General features: G+C 59.4%; 12 protein-coding genes. 8 read left to right on the forward strand and 4 right to left on the reverse strand.

All coding sequences use genetic code 11. The annotated features are described in order from the left end of the window. Positions 1 to 56: 56 nt before the first annotated feature. A complete protein-coding gene (gene uvrA, locus IEW09_RS07500) occupies positions 57 to 3,056 on the forward strand; it encodes an excinuclease ABC subunit UvrA (protein WP_188553565.1) in 3,000 nt (999 codons plus the stop codon). Between the two features lie 17 nt (positions 3,057 to 3,073). Here uvrA and IEW09_RS07505 read toward each other — a convergent pair whose 3' ends face one another. Then, complete coding sequence (locus IEW09_RS07505; protein WP_188553566.1) at positions 3,074 to 4,363, reverse strand: MFS transporter; 1,290 nt, start codon at positions 4,361 to 4,363, stop codon at positions 3,074 to 3,076. 516 nt (positions 4,364 to 4,879) lie between these two features. Between IEW09_RS07505 and IEW09_RS07510 the strand changes: the two genes are divergently transcribed. From IEW09_RS07510 to IEW09_RS07525, 4 genes are all read left to right on the forward strand, one after another. Further along, a complete protein-coding gene (locus IEW09_RS07510; RefSeq protein WP_188553567.1) occupies positions 4,880 to 6,265 on the forward strand; it encodes a tetratricopeptide repeat protein in 1,386 nt (461 codons plus the stop codon). A gap of 32 nt (positions 6,266 to 6,297) precedes the next feature. Beyond that, on the forward strand, positions 6,298 to 6,765 hold the full coding sequence (locus IEW09_RS07515) for a hypothetical protein (RefSeq protein ID WP_188553568.1): 468 nt from the start codon (positions 6,298 to 6,300) through the stop codon (positions 6,763 to 6,765). Between the two features lie 33 nt (positions 6,766 to 6,798). Continuing rightward, entirely contained in the window at positions 6,799 to 7,335 is a 537-nt protein-coding gene (locus tag IEW09_RS07520; RefSeq protein WP_188553569.1) for a hypothetical protein, read from the forward strand. A gap of 79 nt (positions 7,336 to 7,414) precedes the next feature. Beyond that, on the forward strand, positions 7,415 to 8,101 hold the full coding sequence (locus IEW09_RS07525; protein WP_188553570.1) for a M48 family metalloprotease: 687 nt from the start codon (positions 7,415 to 7,417) through the stop codon (positions 8,099 to 8,101). Positions 8,102 to 8,112: 11 nt separating this feature from the next. Here the strand turns inward: IEW09_RS07525 and alaC are convergent, their stop codons facing one another. From alaC to IEW09_RS07540, 3 genes are all read right to left on the reverse strand, one after another. After that, entirely contained in the window at positions 8,113 to 9,294 is a 1,182-nt protein-coding gene (gene alaC / locus IEW09_RS07530; protein ID WP_188553571.1) for an alanine transaminase, read from the reverse strand. Between the two features lie 107 nt (positions 9,295 to 9,401). Then, positions 9,402 to 9,887 (reverse strand): protein-disulfide reductase DsbD domain-containing protein, encoded by a 486-nt coding sequence (locus IEW09_RS07535; protein WP_188553572.1) that lies wholly within the window; start codon positions 9,885 to 9,887, stop codon positions 9,402 to 9,404. Beyond that, positions 9,888 to 10,541 (reverse strand): TlpA family protein disulfide reductase, encoded by a 654-nt coding sequence (locus IEW09_RS07540; RefSeq protein WP_229739171.1) that lies wholly within the window; start codon positions 10,539 to 10,541, stop codon positions 9,888 to 9,890. It lies immediately after the preceding gene. 91 nt (positions 10,542 to 10,632) lie between these two features. On the opposite strand from IEW09_RS07540, the gene IEW09_RS07545 reads away from it, so the two are divergent. The 3 genes from IEW09_RS07545 to IEW09_RS07555 all read left to right on the forward strand — a co-directional run bounded on the left by IEW09_RS07545 (position 10,633) and on the right by IEW09_RS07555 (position 16,400). Then, the gene (locus tag IEW09_RS07545) at positions 10,633 to 11,646 is read left to right on the forward strand and encodes a KpsF/GutQ family sugar-phosphate isomerase (RefSeq protein ID WP_229739172.1); all 1,014 of its coding nucleotides are present in this window, start codon (positions 10,633 to 10,635) and stop codon (positions 11,644 to 11,646) included. A gap of 254 nt (positions 11,647 to 11,900) precedes the next feature. Further along, positions 11,901 to 13,784, forward strand: coding sequence for a proline--tRNA ligase (locus IEW09_RS07550; RefSeq protein ID WP_188554354.1), 1,884 nt, complete (start codon positions 11,901 to 11,903; stop codon positions 13,782 to 13,784). Positions 13,785 to 13,877: 93 nt separating this feature from the next. Next, the gene (locus IEW09_RS07555) at positions 13,878 to 16,400 is read left to right on the forward strand and encodes a transglycosylase domain-containing protein (protein ID WP_308420535.1); all 2,523 of its coding nucleotides are present in this window, start codon (positions 13,878 to 13,880) and stop codon (positions 16,398 to 16,400) included.

Consider the following 16,400-nt stretch of genomic DNA (forward strand, 5'->3'; position numbering starts at 1 on the left):
CCGTCGGCCATTAATTCGCGCTACGCCGCACAATACGAGAAAATAGAAGTTTGGCCATGAGCGAGCAAACGCACGAGCAAAAAAACGATCAGATCACCATCCGCGGCGCCCGCACCCACAACCTCAAGGGCATCGACGTCGATATCCCGCACAACGCGCTCACCGTCGTCAGCGGTGTCAGTGGCAGCGGCAAGTCTTCGCTCGCCTTCGACACCGTCTACGCCGAGGGTCAGCGCCGCTACGTCGAATCGCTCTCCGCCTACGCCCGGCAGTTTCTCGAGCGCATCGAAAAGCCCGATGTCGATCACATGGACGGACTCGCTCCCGCCATCGCCATCAAGCAAAAGAACCAGACGCGCAATCCCCGCTCCACGGTGGCGACGGCGACCGAGATCTACGACTACTTACGCCTGCTCTACGCCCGCTGCGGCACCGTGACCTGCCTGCACTGCGGCGGCATCGTCAAGCACGACACCGTAGACGAGATCGTCACCGCACTCTTCGCTCTGCCGGAAGGCACGCGCACCTACGCGCTCTTCCCTATCGAGCGTGCCGAGGTCAAGCTTGAACCGATGCAGCAGCCCTCCGCCGAACCGGAGGAAGAAGCTCCCAAGCCAAAGAAGGCCGTCGCAAAAAAAGCCGTCAAAGCAGTGGCTGCGCCCAAGGTCATCGACATCACCGATGCTCTTAAAGAGCGGCTAACCGAACTCCGCCGCCGAGGCTACAACCGTCTCTATCAAGCTGGCAAAATCGTCGAGTTCTCCACGCCCGAATCGCTCCTCGAACTCGACTTCGCAAAACCCATCTTCGTCCTCGCCGACCGCCTCGCCATCAGCCCCGACTCACGAGCCCGCATCGTAGACGCCATCGAAACCGGCTACCGCGAGTCCGGCGAGATCCAATTTCATACTGTTCCACGCGAAGACGAAGGCGAGTCGCAGCACCTCCGCTTCTCGGCTGCGTTCGAGTGCACTACCTGCCATCGCGCCTACCGCGAGCCAGAGCCGCGCCTCTTCTCCTTCAACAATCCCTACGGTGCCTGCCCGCGCTGCCAGGGCTTCGGCAACACCATCGACTTCGACCCCAACCTCATCATCCCCGACAAGTCGAAGACGCTGAACCAAGGCGCCATCGCTCCGTGGACGACCACCAAGTACCGTCCTCACCACGGCGAAATGATCCGCGCCGCGAAGGCCGCAAAGATTCCCGTCGATACTCCCTGGTACGATCTGACGCCCGAGCAGCAGCGCTTCATCGAAGACGGCAACGGCAGCTTCCCCGGCATCCGGGGCTTCTTCGCTGCGCTCGAACGCAAAAAATACAAGTTGCACGTCCGCGTCTTCCTGTCGAAGTATCGCGGCTACGCGCTCTGCCCCGACTGCCGCGGCCAGCGCCTCCGCGCCGAGGCTCGCGCCGTGCTCATCAACGACCGCAACATCTGCGAGACCTCCGCGCTAACCATCACCGACGCGCAGAACTTCTTCGACAATCTGCAACTGTCACCGGCACAAACCGAGATCGCCGGAAAGATCCTCGAAGAGGTTCGCCAACGCATTCACTTCCTGCATCAGGTCGGGCTCGACTACCTCACCCTCGACCGCCTCAGCTCCACGCTCTCCGGCGGCGAATCGCAACGCATTCAACTAGCGACATCGCTCGGCTCGCGACTCGTCGGCGCACTCTACGTGCTCGACGAGCCCAGCATCGGCCTGCACACTCGCGACACCGCCAAGCTCATCCGCATCATGAAAGACCTGCGCGATCTCGGCAACACCATCCTCGTCGTCGAGCACGATCCCGACGTCATTCGCGCCGCTGATCATCTTCTCGACCTCGGCCCCGGCGCTGGCGAACTCGGCGGCAAACTCCTCGCCGAAGGAACCGTTGCCGAAGTCACCGCCAATCCCAACTCCATCACCGGCAAGTATCTCTCAGGCCGCGCCACCATTCCTGTTCCACATGGCCGCCGCGAGCCGGGCCGCGAACACCTGAAGCTCACCGGCGCACGCATTCACAATCTGCGCGGCGTCGATCTCGACGTCCCACTCAACCTGCTCTGCGTCGTTACCGGAGTCAGCGGCAGTGGCAAATCCACCATCGTCCACCAAGTGCTCTATCGCGCGCTGATGCAGGCGCTCGGCCAGACCGAAGGCGGCGATCCAGCGCACCTGTATCGCGAACTCTCCGGCACGCAATACATCAACGATGTCGTCCTCGTCGATCAGTCGCCCATTGGCCGCACGCCGCGCTCCAATCCGGTCACCTACATCAAGGCCTTCGACGACATTCGCGCCCTCTTCGCCGCGCAGCCCGACGCCAAACGCCGCGGCTTCAGCGCGGGCCACTTCTCCTTCAACGTTCCCGGCGGCCGCTGCGACGTCTGCGAAGGCGACGGCACCGTCACTGTAGAAATGCAGTTCCTCGCCGACATCGAGCTACCCTGCGAAGAATGCAACGGTACGCGTTACAAATCCGCGACGCTCGACATCAAGTACAAAAATAAAAATATCCACGACGTACTCAACATGACCGTCAAGGAGGCGCTGGTCTACTTCGCGGGCCATCCCAAGATCATCGACAAGCTTTACGTCCTCGACGAAGTTGGCCTCGGTTACGTCCGCCTCGGCCAATCCGCCACCACGCTCTCCGGTGGCGAAGCGCAGCGCGTCAAGCTTGCCTCGCACCTCGCCACAGCACGCAGCATTACAGGCCGCTCCGGCAACGAGGCCGCAGCCAAAGCCCGCTCGCGCACCCTCTACATCCTCGACGAGCCCACCACTGGTCTTCACTTCGAAGATGTCGCCAAACTGCTGGCTGCCTTCCACAAGCTCATCGAAGGCGGCGGATCGCTGCTGGTGATCGAGCACAACCTCGACATCATCAAATCAGCCGACTGGGTCATCGACATGGGCCCCGAAGGCGGCAGCGGCGGCGGCCAGATCGTCGCCACCGGCACGCCCGAAGAGATCGCGGCCAACCCCGCATCGCATACCGGCCACTGGCTGGCTCCGGCGCTTCACCTGTCCGCGTCCGAACCCGAACTTCAAACCACTTAGTTCACTGCGCTCAACTATTACACAGTCAGATCGTCGTCTTTGGTCTCTCGAATCAGCAGCAGCCCGGCCAACGTCAGCACCGCCGACGCCGTGAGGTAATAGCCGACATACTGCAGCCCGTAGTCCTTCGCCAGCTTCATGGCAATATAAGGCGCCAGCGAAGCGCCCAAAATTCCCGCCATACTGAACGCCAACGAGCTTCCGGTATACCGCACCGGCGTCGGAAATAGCTCCGAGACGACCGTACCCAGCGGGCCATAAGTCATCCCCATCAGCGCCAGCCCCAACGCCATCATCACCACCGCGCCTGTCAGCCCGGAGGTAAACAGCGGCGCCAGCACAAAGCCGAAGATACCGATCAGCACAGTCACTCCAATCATCACCGGCCGCCGCCCGCGCTCGGCCATTAACGCCGAGGCCGGAATCGTCGCCGCGAAGAAGAGGATGCCGAAGAGCTGGATCAGCAAAAAGCGGCCACGCTCATAGTGCAGAGCGGTCGTTCCCCAAGAGAGCGCAAAGACCGTCATCAGGTAGAAGAGAACGAATGTCGCCAGGCAAACCAGAATGCCCGCGACCAGCGCTCGCGTATGACGGCGCAGCACCGTAAACATGGGCACGCCCACCTGCTCGGCGCGCTGCACCGAAGCCTGGAAGACCGGCGTCTCGGTGATCGTCAACCGAACATAAAGCCCCAACAGTACCAGCACCGCACTGGCAATAAACGGCAGCCGCCAGCCAAAGGCGAAGAACTGCCGGTCGCTGAGCCAGCGCGAGAGCAGAAGAAACGTGCCGCCCGAGAGCAGAAATCCCGCCGGCGCGCCCAACTGAGGAAACATGCCATAAAACGCACGCTTGTTGGGCGGAGCGTTCTCGACCGCAAGCAGCACCGCGCCGCCCCACTCGCCGCCCAGCCCGATGCCCTGCCCAAACCGGCACAACGCCAACAGAAGCGGCGCAGTGATGCCGATAGCGGCATAAGGCGGTAAAACTCCAATGATGAACGTCGACAACCCCATGGTCGACAGCGCCAGCACCAGCGTCCGCTTGCGTCCGATGCGATCGCCGAAGTGGCCGAAGAGCGCGGAGCCGATCGGCCGCGCCAGAAAGGCGATGCCGAACGTAGCCAACGACGCCAGCGTCGAAGAGGCGGGATCGTGGGTGGGAAAGAACAGGCGCGGAAACACCAGCACCGCGGCCGTGGCGTAGATGTAGAAGTCGAAGAACTCGACGGTCGTGCCAACCATGCTCGCAAAGAGAACCTGGCGCGGCGTATTGATGCGCTTCCGCTGCGTTTCTTTTGTAATCATCAGAAGCTTGAATTTTATTCGAATCCACGCAAAAAGACCCAGCCGTCAAGGCCGGGTCCAGGGCTTAGTGATAGCCCGCGAAGCTCTGTTTTCCACAACCGGATAGGGGTCTGACTTTAGCCCATCGGTTTAAACGACACCAGCAGCGTAAGAAAGAGCAATCCGAAGGCGATTACCAGAAGAGGAAACCACCGATCCACCCACGACTCAGACTTGTGCGAAACACTCATTCTTACGATCTCCTTTTTCACGCTTCTCAAATGTTACTTTTTTCTGACGTACAAATCCTAACCGAGAACCCCCAGACACTCAATCCACTTGCAGAATCTATGTCGCATCTCGCAGGTACTCTTCAAGATCCCTTGACTCACCTGTTATCCTTAAATCAGGAAAAGAGCTGTCGAAGCCCGGCCACTCCAGGCCGGGCTTCCGCACTTAAGTCCAGACTGAAGTCCAGACCTAACGCCTTATCTTCGAAGACTTTGAGTACTTTAAGATAGGAGGGGGAGTACCACGATGCCGAAGCCGACACACCACAGAATCGCACCCGCCATATTGCGCCCCTACCGTCTCGGTGTCACGGCATCTGTCATATTTTTCGGACTCCTCAGCACCAGTTCTCTCCACGCCCAGCTTCCTGCCGGAACGACCGACGCTACGGCCCAGTCACAGACGCAGGCTCCGTCTGAACAGGACCCGCTGCGCGCTCAAGCCAACGCGGCGCTCGATCAGCATGACTTCCCTGCCGCACTCAAGCTGCTGACCAGCCTTGCCGCCAAGTACCCCAACGACGCCCATCTGCTCTACGACCTCGGCTTCACGCAGGAGTCGCTCGACCAGACCTCGAACGCCGCCGACACGTATCGCCGCGCCGCGGCCGCCGATCCCAAGTACTTCGAGCCGCATCTCTCGCTGGGCCTTCTGCTGGCACGCACCGGACAGCACGATCAGGCGCGTACTGAACTGCTTGCCGCCACCACGCTGACCCCATCCACCGATCCCGCGCTCAAGGCCAGAGCCTGGCGCGCTCTGGCACGGCTCGATCAGGCAACGCGCCCGGCTGACGCCAGCAACGAGCTGCTGGAGGCGATGAAGACCTCTCCTGAGACGCCCGACGACATCATCCTGTCGGGCGAGCTCGCCGAGGCCTCCAACGATCTTGCCGGAGCGGAAGCTGCCTACCGGCGCCTTCTGAGCGCCGACCCGCAGAATGCTACCGCGACCGCTGCTCTCGTCCATCTGCTTGAGCGGGAGAAGAAGACCGATCAGGCCGAGGCGCTGCTGACTGCGGCGCTGGGGAAAAACCTTGACGACCCGACCCTTAACGCCCAGTTAGCCAGCCTTTACGATTCTCAGGGCCAGCCCGAAAAGGCGATTCCGCTCGTCGAAAAGCTGCACGCGGCCAGCCCGAACGACTCGGGGATCACCCGCCTGCTGGCGCATCTGTACAGCAGCAACAGCCAGTTCGAGAAGGCCGCGCCGCTCTACGCTACACTCACCACCGACTATCCCAACGATCCCACTCTGGTTACGGACCGTGCCGACGCCCTGATTCACCTGCGCCAGTTTGCCGAGGCAGAATCCATGCTGAAGCGCACCACCAGCGAGCCTTCCTCCTTTCCGACCAAGGAAGACCTTGGCCTCGCCGCGAGCCATCTCGCCTTTGCGGCTTCGGCTAACGATGACCCTGTCACGAGCTTGCAAGCTTTAGCGATTCGTGATAAAGTGCTGCCACAGTCGCCTTCGTCTCTGTTCCTGGCTGCGACCGCGCACGACAAGCTACACCAGGTCAAAGAGGCTCGCGACTTGTATAAGCAGTTTCTCTCCGTGGCGAACGGTAAGTTTCCCAACGAGGAGTGGCAGGCCCGCCACCGCCTTGTCACCCTCGATCACTCGCGGTAGATCGTAGATAAGCGCTCCCTCCGAGGTGCGTTATGAAATCTATAGCAAGGTTTTCCACACTTTTCCTCGCCTCAGCATTGTTTCTCCTGCTCACTCCTCCGGTCCATGCTGCAATCGACGAAACACTTCCCGACGCACAAACCCTCAGCCAGCTTGAACTGCGTGCGCAGCAAGCCAATCCTCGCGATCAGTGCTACCTTTACACTCAACTCGTCCATACCATGACGGAGTTGGCGGTAAAAGAGATGGCTGATGGCGACGACGATCAGGCCAGCGCAACGCTCAAGCAGGTCAACCATTACGCTCATCTCATCCAGGTCAATCTGGAACAGAACACCAAGCGGCTAAAGAACGCCGAGATGCTGATGCATCACACCACGCTGCGACTGGCGCAGGCTTTGCATCTGGCCTCGGAAGACGATCGCACAACAGTTCAGGCAACGCTCAAGCAACTGGATCTGGTTCAGGACCAGATTCTCGACCAGGTCTTTAACCATTGATACAGGATGAGCCTTTCGAACCTCTCATACAGAATGCTGCGACGACTATGCTTCGCCCTCATCCTCTTCGTTCTCCACCCGCCGCTGCATGCGCAGGCCAACGAAAACGCGCTCTCTGAAGCGGAGGTCGAGCAGTTGCGCGAGTCCGCGTACTTCCCCCGTGATCGCGTTCTGGTCTTCGTCAAGTTCCTCGATCAGCGCTCCGCAGCGATTCAGGAGTTGTTTGCCCATCCTCGACATCCGGGTCGCGAGCAGGACGCACACGATCTTTTAGAGCAGTTCACTTCCATCGCCAATGAGTTGGAGGACAATCTCGACGACTACAGCACGCGCCATAGCGACGTACGCAAATCGCTGCCGAAGCTGCTTCAGGCCACTGATCGTTGGGCCTCGGAGTTGAAGTCTCCGCCTGACGACGAAGCCTACAACGTCTCGCGCAAGCTGGCTCTCGAAGCGATCCAGGATCTTCGGGAAGATACGACCGAGATGATCGCAAGCCAGAAGAGTTGGTTTGCGGCTCACCCGCCGCCTAAAGAAGAGAAGAACGGTCCCATCGACATTCCACGCTAAAAGAGTTCTCAATCGGTGTCATCGGTGCAAATCGCACTAAAGCTGCGCTTGGCAGCCGTGTTAACCTTTTAGTAAGCGTATGTCGTCCGCACTCATCCCCATCTTTGAAGAACAGTATCGAGATCTGCGCCCGCGGGCTCCGATTCCGCCGCTTGATATCCGCTTTCGCCGCTTCACCTCGCTGAACACAACGATTCGTCTGCGCGAAGGCAGACTGCATGTTCGGCTTTCCGACCTGCTGGAGTCAGCTCCCGAATCGGTTCATCGCGCCATCGCACATATTCTGCTGGCCAAGCTCTATAAGAAGCCGATCGCTCCTATTCATGCCGATCGCTATCGCCGTCACGTCTCGTCGGAGGCGGTGTCGCGTCAGGCTGAGCATATTCGCCAGACACGCGGACGCAAGCGAATCCTTACCTCGGTCGGCCATCACTACGATCTCGATGAGGTCTTCGAATCACTGAATACGCGGTTCTTTCATGGACTTCTCGGACGCCCCACGCTGACGTGGAGCGCTCACCATGCACGCCGCATGCTGGGCCACTACGACGCCGCGCACAATACGATTGTGGTCAGCCGCGTCTTCGACCGGCCTGACACACCGCGCTGCGCCGTCGAGTATCTGCTGTACCACGAGATGCTTCACCTGAAGCATCCGGTGCGCGTGAAGGCTGGACGGCGCTGCGTCCACTCGCGGGAGTTTCAGGCAGAAGAACGCCTCTTCCCTGAACTGGAAGAGGCGAAGGCTTATCTGAAACGTATCTAGAAATGGAGTGCTTAGCCGGCTTTGAACATCTGCTTGATGCCGCGCAGCGCCTGACGTGTGCGCTCTTCGTTTTCGATCAGAGAGAAGCGCACGTGACCGTCGCCGTGTTCGCCGAAGCCGATGCCGGGACTGACAGCAGTTTTGGCATCGAGCAGCAACTTCTTTGAGAACTCCACGGAGCCGAGAGCGCGGTATTGCTCTGGAATCTTTGCCCAGACGAACATGGTGGCCTTGGGCAGATCGACGGCCCAGCCCAGCTTATTCAAGCCCGGCACCAGAACATCGCGGCGAGCCTTGTAGTTGTCGCGAATCTTGGCCACGCAGTCCTGCGGCCCTTCGAGCGCGGCGATGGAAGCTACCTGGATCGGCGTGAATGTGCCGTAGTCGAAGTAGCTCTTGATGCGGCCGAGTGCCGCAACCAGCTTCGGGTTGCCAACCATGAAGCCTACGCGCCAGCCGGGCATGTTGTAGCTCTTCGAAAGGGTGAAGAACTCGACCGCGATGTCCTTTGCGCCGGGAACTTCGAGCACGCTGGGCGCGCGATAGCCGTCGAAGACGATGTCCGCATAGGCGAGATCGTGAACGATGTAGATGCCAAGTTCCTTGCAGAGTGCGACGATCCGCTCAAAGAATGAAAGCTCGACGCACTGTGCCGTCGGGTTCGACGGGAAGTTCAGGATCAGCATCTTGGGACGCGGCTGCATCCGCGGCAGCTCATACTCGAGCCGCTCCAGCAGCGTGTCGGCATCGGCGTCGGCTGCAGGAATGCTCTGTACCTTCGATCCGGCGATGACTGGTCCGAAGATGTGAATGGGATAGCTCGGATTGGGGACAGCTACGGTGTCTTCGTCGTCGAGCACAGCGAGGCAAAGGTGGGCGATGCCTTCTTTCGAACCGATGGTGACAATCGCCTCGGTCTCGGGATTGAGATCGACGTCGTAGCGCGTCTTGTACCAGTTGCAGATGGCCTTGCGCAGACGCGGAATGCCGCGCGAGAGCGAGTAGCGATGGGTTGCGGTCTTTTGTGCTGCTTCGATCAGCTTGTCGACGATTGCCTTGGGCGTCGCTCCGTCGGGATTGCCCATCCCGAAGTCGATGATGTCTTCGCCGCGCTTGCGTGCCGCGGCCTTCAACTCGCCCGTTATGTTGAACACATACGCCGGCAACCGTGTCAGCCTTCTAAACTCGTCCATTGCGCCCTGCTCGCTCCAAATTTTCTTTCTTAATCGATGATGCCACGACGGGAGTGACAAAGCGGAACCTGCTTTGCGCTTCCATCGGGCCTGAACCCGTCATGCCACTACTTTGCGGTGAAAACTACTTGAATGGGAAGGCTTCGCGGTGGATAGCATGCTGCGTGGTCGCATGCCTGATAGCGCAGCGTGCCGTCAATCTCGTGCTGCCCTGCTTTGGCGACGACCGGTAGCTTCACCGTGAAGTCGCCTGCGTAGACGTCCAGCTTATCGTTCGGGCTAAAGCTGAAGCTGTATGCCGTACCCGCCGGATATACCGCGGTCTCAGCCTTCACACCTGCGGCGGGTTGCAGGTCAACCTTGGTCGGAATCAACAGCTCCGACTTCGGAGTGTGCGAGTTGACATGAAATCCGTCGACGACCCGGAAGCGCATCTCGACGATGCTTCGCTTTCCAGCCGGAACAATCTGCGGCTCGGCGTCATAGATCACATAGGACTTTGCCTTTTCGGCATTGCCGTTCATGTTCCCCATCTGCGCCGTCAGGGTCCCCACACCGAGCATCAGTCCTGCCGCCAGCACACCCAGACGCATCTACTCTCCACCCTTCACGTCGGCGGTTGTTGATCCTGAAGCAACGATCTTCTTGATGTTCGCTTCGATCTCATTCTTCGAGCTCAATCCTGTGGTCGCCTCGACTACTTTGCCGTCGCGGTCCACGTAGAACGACATGGGCAGATATTCGACTCCGCCGTAGGCGTCCTGCACTTTGTCGGTGCTCAACAGGATGGGATAGGTTACGCCGATCTTCTGCGCAGACTTGGCGATGACGTCCTTGCCTGCGTCGACGTCGGCAGTAATTCCGAGAATCTCGAAGCCCTGTCCTGCATACTGCTTGCGCAGCTCCTCGAACCACGGCATCTCGATCTTGCAGGGAGCACACCACGTAGCCCAGAAGTTCACCAGCACCGGACGGCCCTTATAGTCTGCCAGCGAAACCTGCTTGCCATCGACCGTCGACAGCGTGAATGCCGGAGCGGTCTTTCCCCGCAGCTTCGCGCCGGGATCTACGTCTTCGGAGTCATCGCCTTGTGCCGACTGGGAGGGCTGGGCAGGGGTCAGCACCACATGGTTGGCCTCAGCCTTCTGCATTGCGATGTGCCGCTCCCGCAGGTTATGCCATCCGGCCCATAACATCAGCGAGATTCCAACGATCATGACACCAAGGACCAATGCGTTCCGCTTCACTTATTTGGGCATCCTTCCGGCGAGCGCTCCGCGCTGGCTCTCTCTAGTTTAGACGCAATGCGGACCTCGGCGCCGCTCTGCTAGCATCGACATGGTCGAACCCATGGCGAATGAAGCTCACAAACCGTCCGACACCGCTCAGCCCTCGAGTTTTGTGCGCATCGAGGCCGCAGCCCTCCGCGACCTGGCCGACCGGCTCGACGGTGCAATGCAGGCGCCGTTTACCGAAGCGGTTGATCTATTGATTGCTGCGGCAGACAAGCGTCAGAGCGTCATCGTCACAGGTGTCGGCAAGAGCGGCATCATCGCCCGCAAGATCGCAGCCACGCTGAGATCGACCGGAACGCCCGCTCATTTTCTTCAGCCCTCGGAGGCTCTGCACGGAGACCTTGGGATGATCGGGCAAGGGGATACTGTTTTGGCTCTCTCTTCAAGCGGAGAGACCGAGGAGTTGCTGCGGCTGCTGCCCACGCTGAAGCGACTGGCGGCCCATCTGATCGTCTTCTGTAGCTGCCCAACGTCAACTCTGGCCGAGGCCAGCAATATCTTTCTCGATGCCGGGGTCTCCGCAGAGGCGTGCCCGCTGAACCTTGCCCCTACCGCCTCCACCACGGTAATGCTGGCGCTGGGAGATGCGCTGGCGCTTGAGGTGAGCCGCCGCAGGGGCTGGAAGGCAGAGGATTTTGCCGACCTGCATCCTGGCGGGCGACTAGGCAAGCGCTTGTCGCGCGTTCGCGACCTGATGCATGCGGGGGAAGCGCTTCCTCGCGTCTCCTCCGATACACCCATGCCGCAGGTTATCCACGAGATGTCGCACAAAAAGCTGGGGATGACTACTGTTCTTGACGGCAGCTCCCTGCTGGGCATGATCTCAGACGGCGATCTGCGCCGGTTGCTGGAGCGGGATGGCTCGCATGCGCTGGAGCGGTCGGCGGGCGAGATCATGAACCGCCATCCTTTGACGATTGCGGGGGATGCCTTTGCTTCCACGGCTCTTGCGCTGATGGAGGAGAGGAAGATTACGTCGCTGATTGTTACCGGCGAGCAGGGGCAGATTGAAGGGGTGCTTCACCTGCATGATCTTTGGGCCATCAACACGGTCTGAAGCACCTCTGACCAAGGCTCCTGCAAAATATTCATTCCATGATTGTTACGCTTCGGTCGAGATGACCTGAGTTGAGGAGCGCAAGAGCAGGCGAACTTAGGGTCGGAGATGCAGTTATAAAAGTCGACAATGCCTATCTGATCCGACTCGACCTGTGCTCGTTTAGCCGAAGGCACCGCAGCATTTAGAATGAACATTCATCTCTAAAAGTCCGTGCATCTCGATGCAACGGACAGGAAAGTGCTCTTTTGCCGATGCATCGCTGGTCTCAACTTTTTATTCCCACCCTTCGTGAGGCACCGGCGGACGCTGAAGTCGCCAGCCATAAGCTTCTCCTTCGTGCCGGTTATATCCGCCAGCTTGGCGCCGGCATCTATAGCTATCTCTTTCTGGGTAATCGCTCCATCAATAAGATCGTAGCGATCATCCGCGAGGAGATGGACCGGATTGGACAGGAGTTTTTGCTGCCCGCTCTGAATCCTCGCGAGATATGGGAGGCCAGCGGCCGTTGGGACGTGATGGGCGACAACATGTTCCGGTTGGAGGACCGTAAAGGCGCGGAGCTATGCCTGGCCATGACCCACGAAGAGGTGATGACCGACATCGCGCGCAAGGAGTTGCGCAGCTATAAGCAGCTTCCCCAGATCTGGTATCAGATACAGACGAAGTTTCGCGATGAGCCACGGCCCAAGTCGGGCCTGCTGCGGGTGCGCCAGTTCACGATGAAGGACTCCTACTCGTTCGACATCGACGAGGCGGGACTGGATGTGAGCTACAACAAGCACGATGCTGCTTATCGGCGCATCTTTACGCGGTGCGGTCTACAGTTTGTCTCGGTCGATGCCGATTCGGGATCGATGGGCGGCTCCGCCTCGCAGGAGTTTATGGTCTATACCGACGCCGGCGAAGACCTGATCGCCAGCAGCGCCTCCGGCTATGCCGCTAACCTTGAGAAGGCCACCAGCCGCCTTACCCCGGTTAAAGACCTTGCGCCGACCGGCGACGGTACACCCGAGCTTGTTCATACGCCGGGCAAGGCATCCATCGCGGATGTTACCGCCTTCTTCGGGATCGAAGCCTCGCAGGATATCAAGTGCGTCGCCTTCATGGGCACGCCTAGCCTATCGAAGTCTCAAACAGGAGCAGCGGATGTGCCGCCTCTTCGTCCTGTCGTCGCCTTCCTTCGCGGCGATCATCAGGTTAATGAAACTAAGCTGAACGCTGTTGCAGGCACGATTGAGTTGCGTCCGATGACCCCGGAAGAGCTTGAGCTACACATCGGCGGCCCTGCCGGATACCTTGGGCCTGTTGGCATTGCCGAAGTGATGACGAATGGCTCGCTGAACGGATTGAACTCCGGCAAAGAGCTGAGCAAGATCAAAGGCATCTTCCGTAATGTTCCAAGCGAAGGGCTGAAGACTATCGTCATCATGGACCTTGGACTCGAAGGCCGCGCCAATCTTGTCGCCGGAGCTAATAAGGTCGACTACCATCTCCGCAATGTCACTCCCGGTCGCGACTTTACCCCGACGCTTACCGCAGATATCCGCACGGTCAATGAAGGGGAACTCGATCCTATCGGCGGCGAGCCGCTGCGGCTGGGCAAGGCAGTGGAGATTGGCCATATCTTTAAGCTGGGCTATAAGTACACCAAGTCGATGGGAGCCAGTGTGCTGAATCGTGACGGCAAGGAGGTAACGCCGATCATGGGCTGCTATGGGATTGGAGTGGAACGCATTTTGACCGCAGCCTTCGAGCTTTCTGCCGCGGCGAACGACGGTGAGGTTTATGCTCTGCATCCGTCGATTGCACCATTCCAGGTGGTTGTGACGATCACCAATGTCGGCGATGCGGCCCTTCTGGCCGCGGGAGAGAAGGTTGCTGCGGAGCTTGACGCTGCCGGGTTGGATGTTTTGCTCGACGACCGCGACGAGCGCGCCGGGGTGAAGTTCAAAGATGCCGATCTGGTTGGTATCCCCTATCGCATCAACATCGGACGAGGCGTAGCCGAGGGTAAAGTCGAGTTCGTTGACCGTCTGCAAAAGAAGAATGAGGATATCCCGCTGCATGAGATAGCCAGCAGGGTAACCACAGAGATAACCTCTACGCTGCACGCGGTGCTTCCCGCAGCCATCTAACTACCGTCCAACGAAAGAGTACCTTTGCCTCTCAAACTCAAATACGGCACGAATCGGCCCAAGACAGGGCGCGGCATTTTAGAATCCCGTCTTGTGCGCGGGCTTCTGATCGCTGTACTCGCGTGTCTCGCCATCGGCACGGTTATCTTCTCTATTGCTTACTTCCACTATCAGCATGTCGTCGACGATCGTCTTGCCGCCGGGCCGATCTTCGCCAGCGAATCGCAGATCTATGCCGCGCCGCGCGAGGTGCGGCCGGGCCAGAAGCTGACGGCTGCGTCGATCGCAGCCGATCTGCGCCGCGTCAACTACAACGGCAACCCTCAGCTTGGCACGTTCAAGCTGACCGGTGACACCATCTTTATCAAGCCCGGGCCGGAGAGCTATCACAGCACGGATGGAGCCACCATCAATACGGCCGACGGCGTCGTGCAAAGCATTACGGCAGAGAACGGCGCCGCGCTTGCAGCGTATGATCTCGAACCGCAATTGATTACGGCACTCTCCGCAGATGCCAACCGCACCAAGCGCCGCCTTGTCAGCTATCAAGATATTCCACCGCGCATGGTGCAAGCGGTGACGGCGATTGAGGACCGACGGTTCTTCGAACACTCCGGCATAGACTTTGTGCGCATCGGCAAGTGCGCGGTGCAGGATATCCTCTCGCAGCGAATGAGCTGCGGCGGATCGACGCTGACGCAGCAGCTTGCACGCGGATTTTTTCTTTCGCCGCAAAAGCACATCGTTCGCAAGCTCAAGGAGATTCTGATCACCTTTCAGCTTGAGGCCCGCTTCAACAAGCAGCAGATCTTTGAGATGTATGCCAATGAGATCAATCTGGGCCAGCGCGGCAGCTATGCCATTAATGGCTTTGGACAGGCGGCGCAGACCTATTTTGGCAAGCCTTTGCGACAGCTCGACACGGCTGAGTGCGCCCTGCTCGCAGGCATGATTCAAAGCCCCAGCCGCCTGAATCCTTATCGTCATCCCGAACGAGCCATGGCGCGGCGTAACGTCGTTCTTGACTCCATGGTAGATACCGGAGCACTTACCGCAGCCGAGGCCAGCCGTTATAAAGCCGAACCGATTCGGCTGACTCCCTCCAACATCGATGCCAGTGAGGCTCCTTACTTTGTCGATCTGGTCCACGATCAGCTTGTGAAGAAGGTTGGCGATCAGGACCTGAGCCACCAGAACCTGCGCATCTACACTTCGCTCGACCCCGATCTTCAGAGCGCCGCTACCGAGGCAGTCGAGGTCGGGATGAAGAACGTCGATGAGTTGGTGCGCCGCAAGCACCGCAATCGCAAGGGCGAGATCGTCGGAGACATCACCTACCCGCAGGTCGCTCTGATCGCACTGAACCCGCACACGGGCCAGGTGCTCGCGCTGGTCGGCGGACGCAACTATGGCGTCTCCCAGTTAGACCACGCATTGGCTGAGCGCCCTACAGGCTCCATCTTCAAGCCGTTCGTCTACGCCACCGCGTTTAATACCAGCCTCAACGGCACGCAGCTCGGAGACTCCGGCGGAGTCTTCACCGCCATTACACAGCTCAATGACGATCCGCAGGACTTCGGCACCGACGGCAAACCTTATATGCCGGGCAACTTCGTACGCGGCGAGTATCCGGGAATGGTCACAGCAGTTACTGCGCTGGAGCACTCGCTGAACATTGCCACCATCGCACTGGCGCAACAGGCCGGTTACGGCAACGTCGCCGCGCTGGCTCGTTCGGCAGGCATCCTTAACGCCCGCGCCACACCGTCAGTCGCAATCGGAACCTACAACGCCACGCCGCTGGAGATGGCGGGAGCATACACGGTATTCGCCAACAACGGTGTCCATCTCGATCCCTGGCTGCTCGCTTCGGTACGTAACAGCAATGGAGATATCGTTGCAGACTATGCTCCCCAGGCGCGTCAGGTACTTGATCCGCGCGTCGCCTATCTCACGCACTCGCTATTGGAAGACGTAATGAACTACGGTACCGGCTCGACGGCGCGTGCGCGTGGTTTTACTGCTCCCGCCGCGGGCAAGACCGGTACCGAGCATGATGCATGGTTTGCCGGCTACACTTCGAACCTGCTGTGCATTGTCTGGGTTGGCAACGACGACTATACCGACATCAAACTCCAGGGCGCAGATGCAGCCGCACCGATCTGGGCGGAGTTCATGAACCGCGCCATCAAGCTGCCGCAATACTCCGATGTGAAGTCATTCACGCCGCCTCCGGGCATCTCTATCGTCAGCCTCGACAAGACGAGCAATCTGCTTGCCGACGGTAGCTGCCCCAATGACTATAACGTCGCGTTCCTCGATGGCACCGCACCGCAGAACTACTGCAGCCAGATGGGTGAAAATCCGCAGAACTTTATCCAGAGGCTCTTCGGCATCGGCGGAAACAAGACTGCTCCTCCGCCTAACTCTCAAACGGCCCCACAAGCGCCTCACCAATACGCCCCTGCACCTGCGCCTGCACCCCACGCTCCTCCTGTAGACAACGCTCCGGAGACGCAGGAGGCTAAACCGAAGAAGAAAAACTTCTTCCAGAAGCTCTTCGGTGGCGGTGGCGATAAGGGTAAGCAATCACAGTCCGATGAACCACCACAATAG

Origin of the sequence: Edaphobacter dinghuensis (assembly GCF_014640335.1) — a bacterium.
In the GTDB taxonomy this organism is placed as follows: domain Bacteria; phylum Acidobacteriota; class Terriglobia; order Terriglobales; family Acidobacteriaceae; genus Edaphobacter; species Edaphobacter dinghuensis.

Coding starts and splice junctions, on each gene's coding strand:
- IEW09_RS07545 (WP_229739172.1), top strand. CDS start 10,633: ATGGTCGAACCCATGGCGAATGAAGCTCACAAACCGTCCGACACCGCT.
- uvrA (WP_188553565.1), top strand. CDS start 57: ATGAGCGAGCAAACGCACGAGCAAAAAAACGATCAGATCACCATCCGC.
- IEW09_RS07535 (WP_188553572.1), bottom strand. CDS start 9,887: ATGCGTCTGGGTGTGCTGGCGGCAGGACTGATGCTCGGTGTGGGGACC.
- IEW09_RS07520 (WP_188553569.1), top strand. CDS start 6,799: ATGCTGCGACGACTATGCTTCGCCCTCATCCTCTTCGTTCTCCACCCG.
- IEW09_RS07505 (WP_188553566.1), bottom strand. CDS start 4,363: ATGATTACAAAAGAAACGCAGCGGAAGCGCATCAATACGCCGCGCCAG.
- IEW09_RS07525 (WP_188553570.1), top strand. CDS start 7,415: ATGTCGTCCGCACTCATCCCCATCTTTGAAGAACAGTATCGAGATCTG.
- IEW09_RS07550 (WP_188554354.1), top strand. CDS start 11,901: ATGCATCGCTGGTCTCAACTTTTTATTCCCACCCTTCGTGAGGCACCG.
- IEW09_RS07515 (WP_188553568.1), top strand. CDS start 6,298: ATGAAATCTATAGCAAGGTTTTCCACACTTTTCCTCGCCTCAGCATTG.
- IEW09_RS07510 (WP_188553567.1), top strand. CDS start 4,880: ATGCCGAAGCCGACACACCACAGAATCGCACCCGCCATATTGCGCCCC.
- alaC (WP_188553571.1), bottom strand. CDS start 9,294: ATGGACGAGTTTAGAAGGCTGACACGGTTGCCGGCGTATGTGTTCAAC.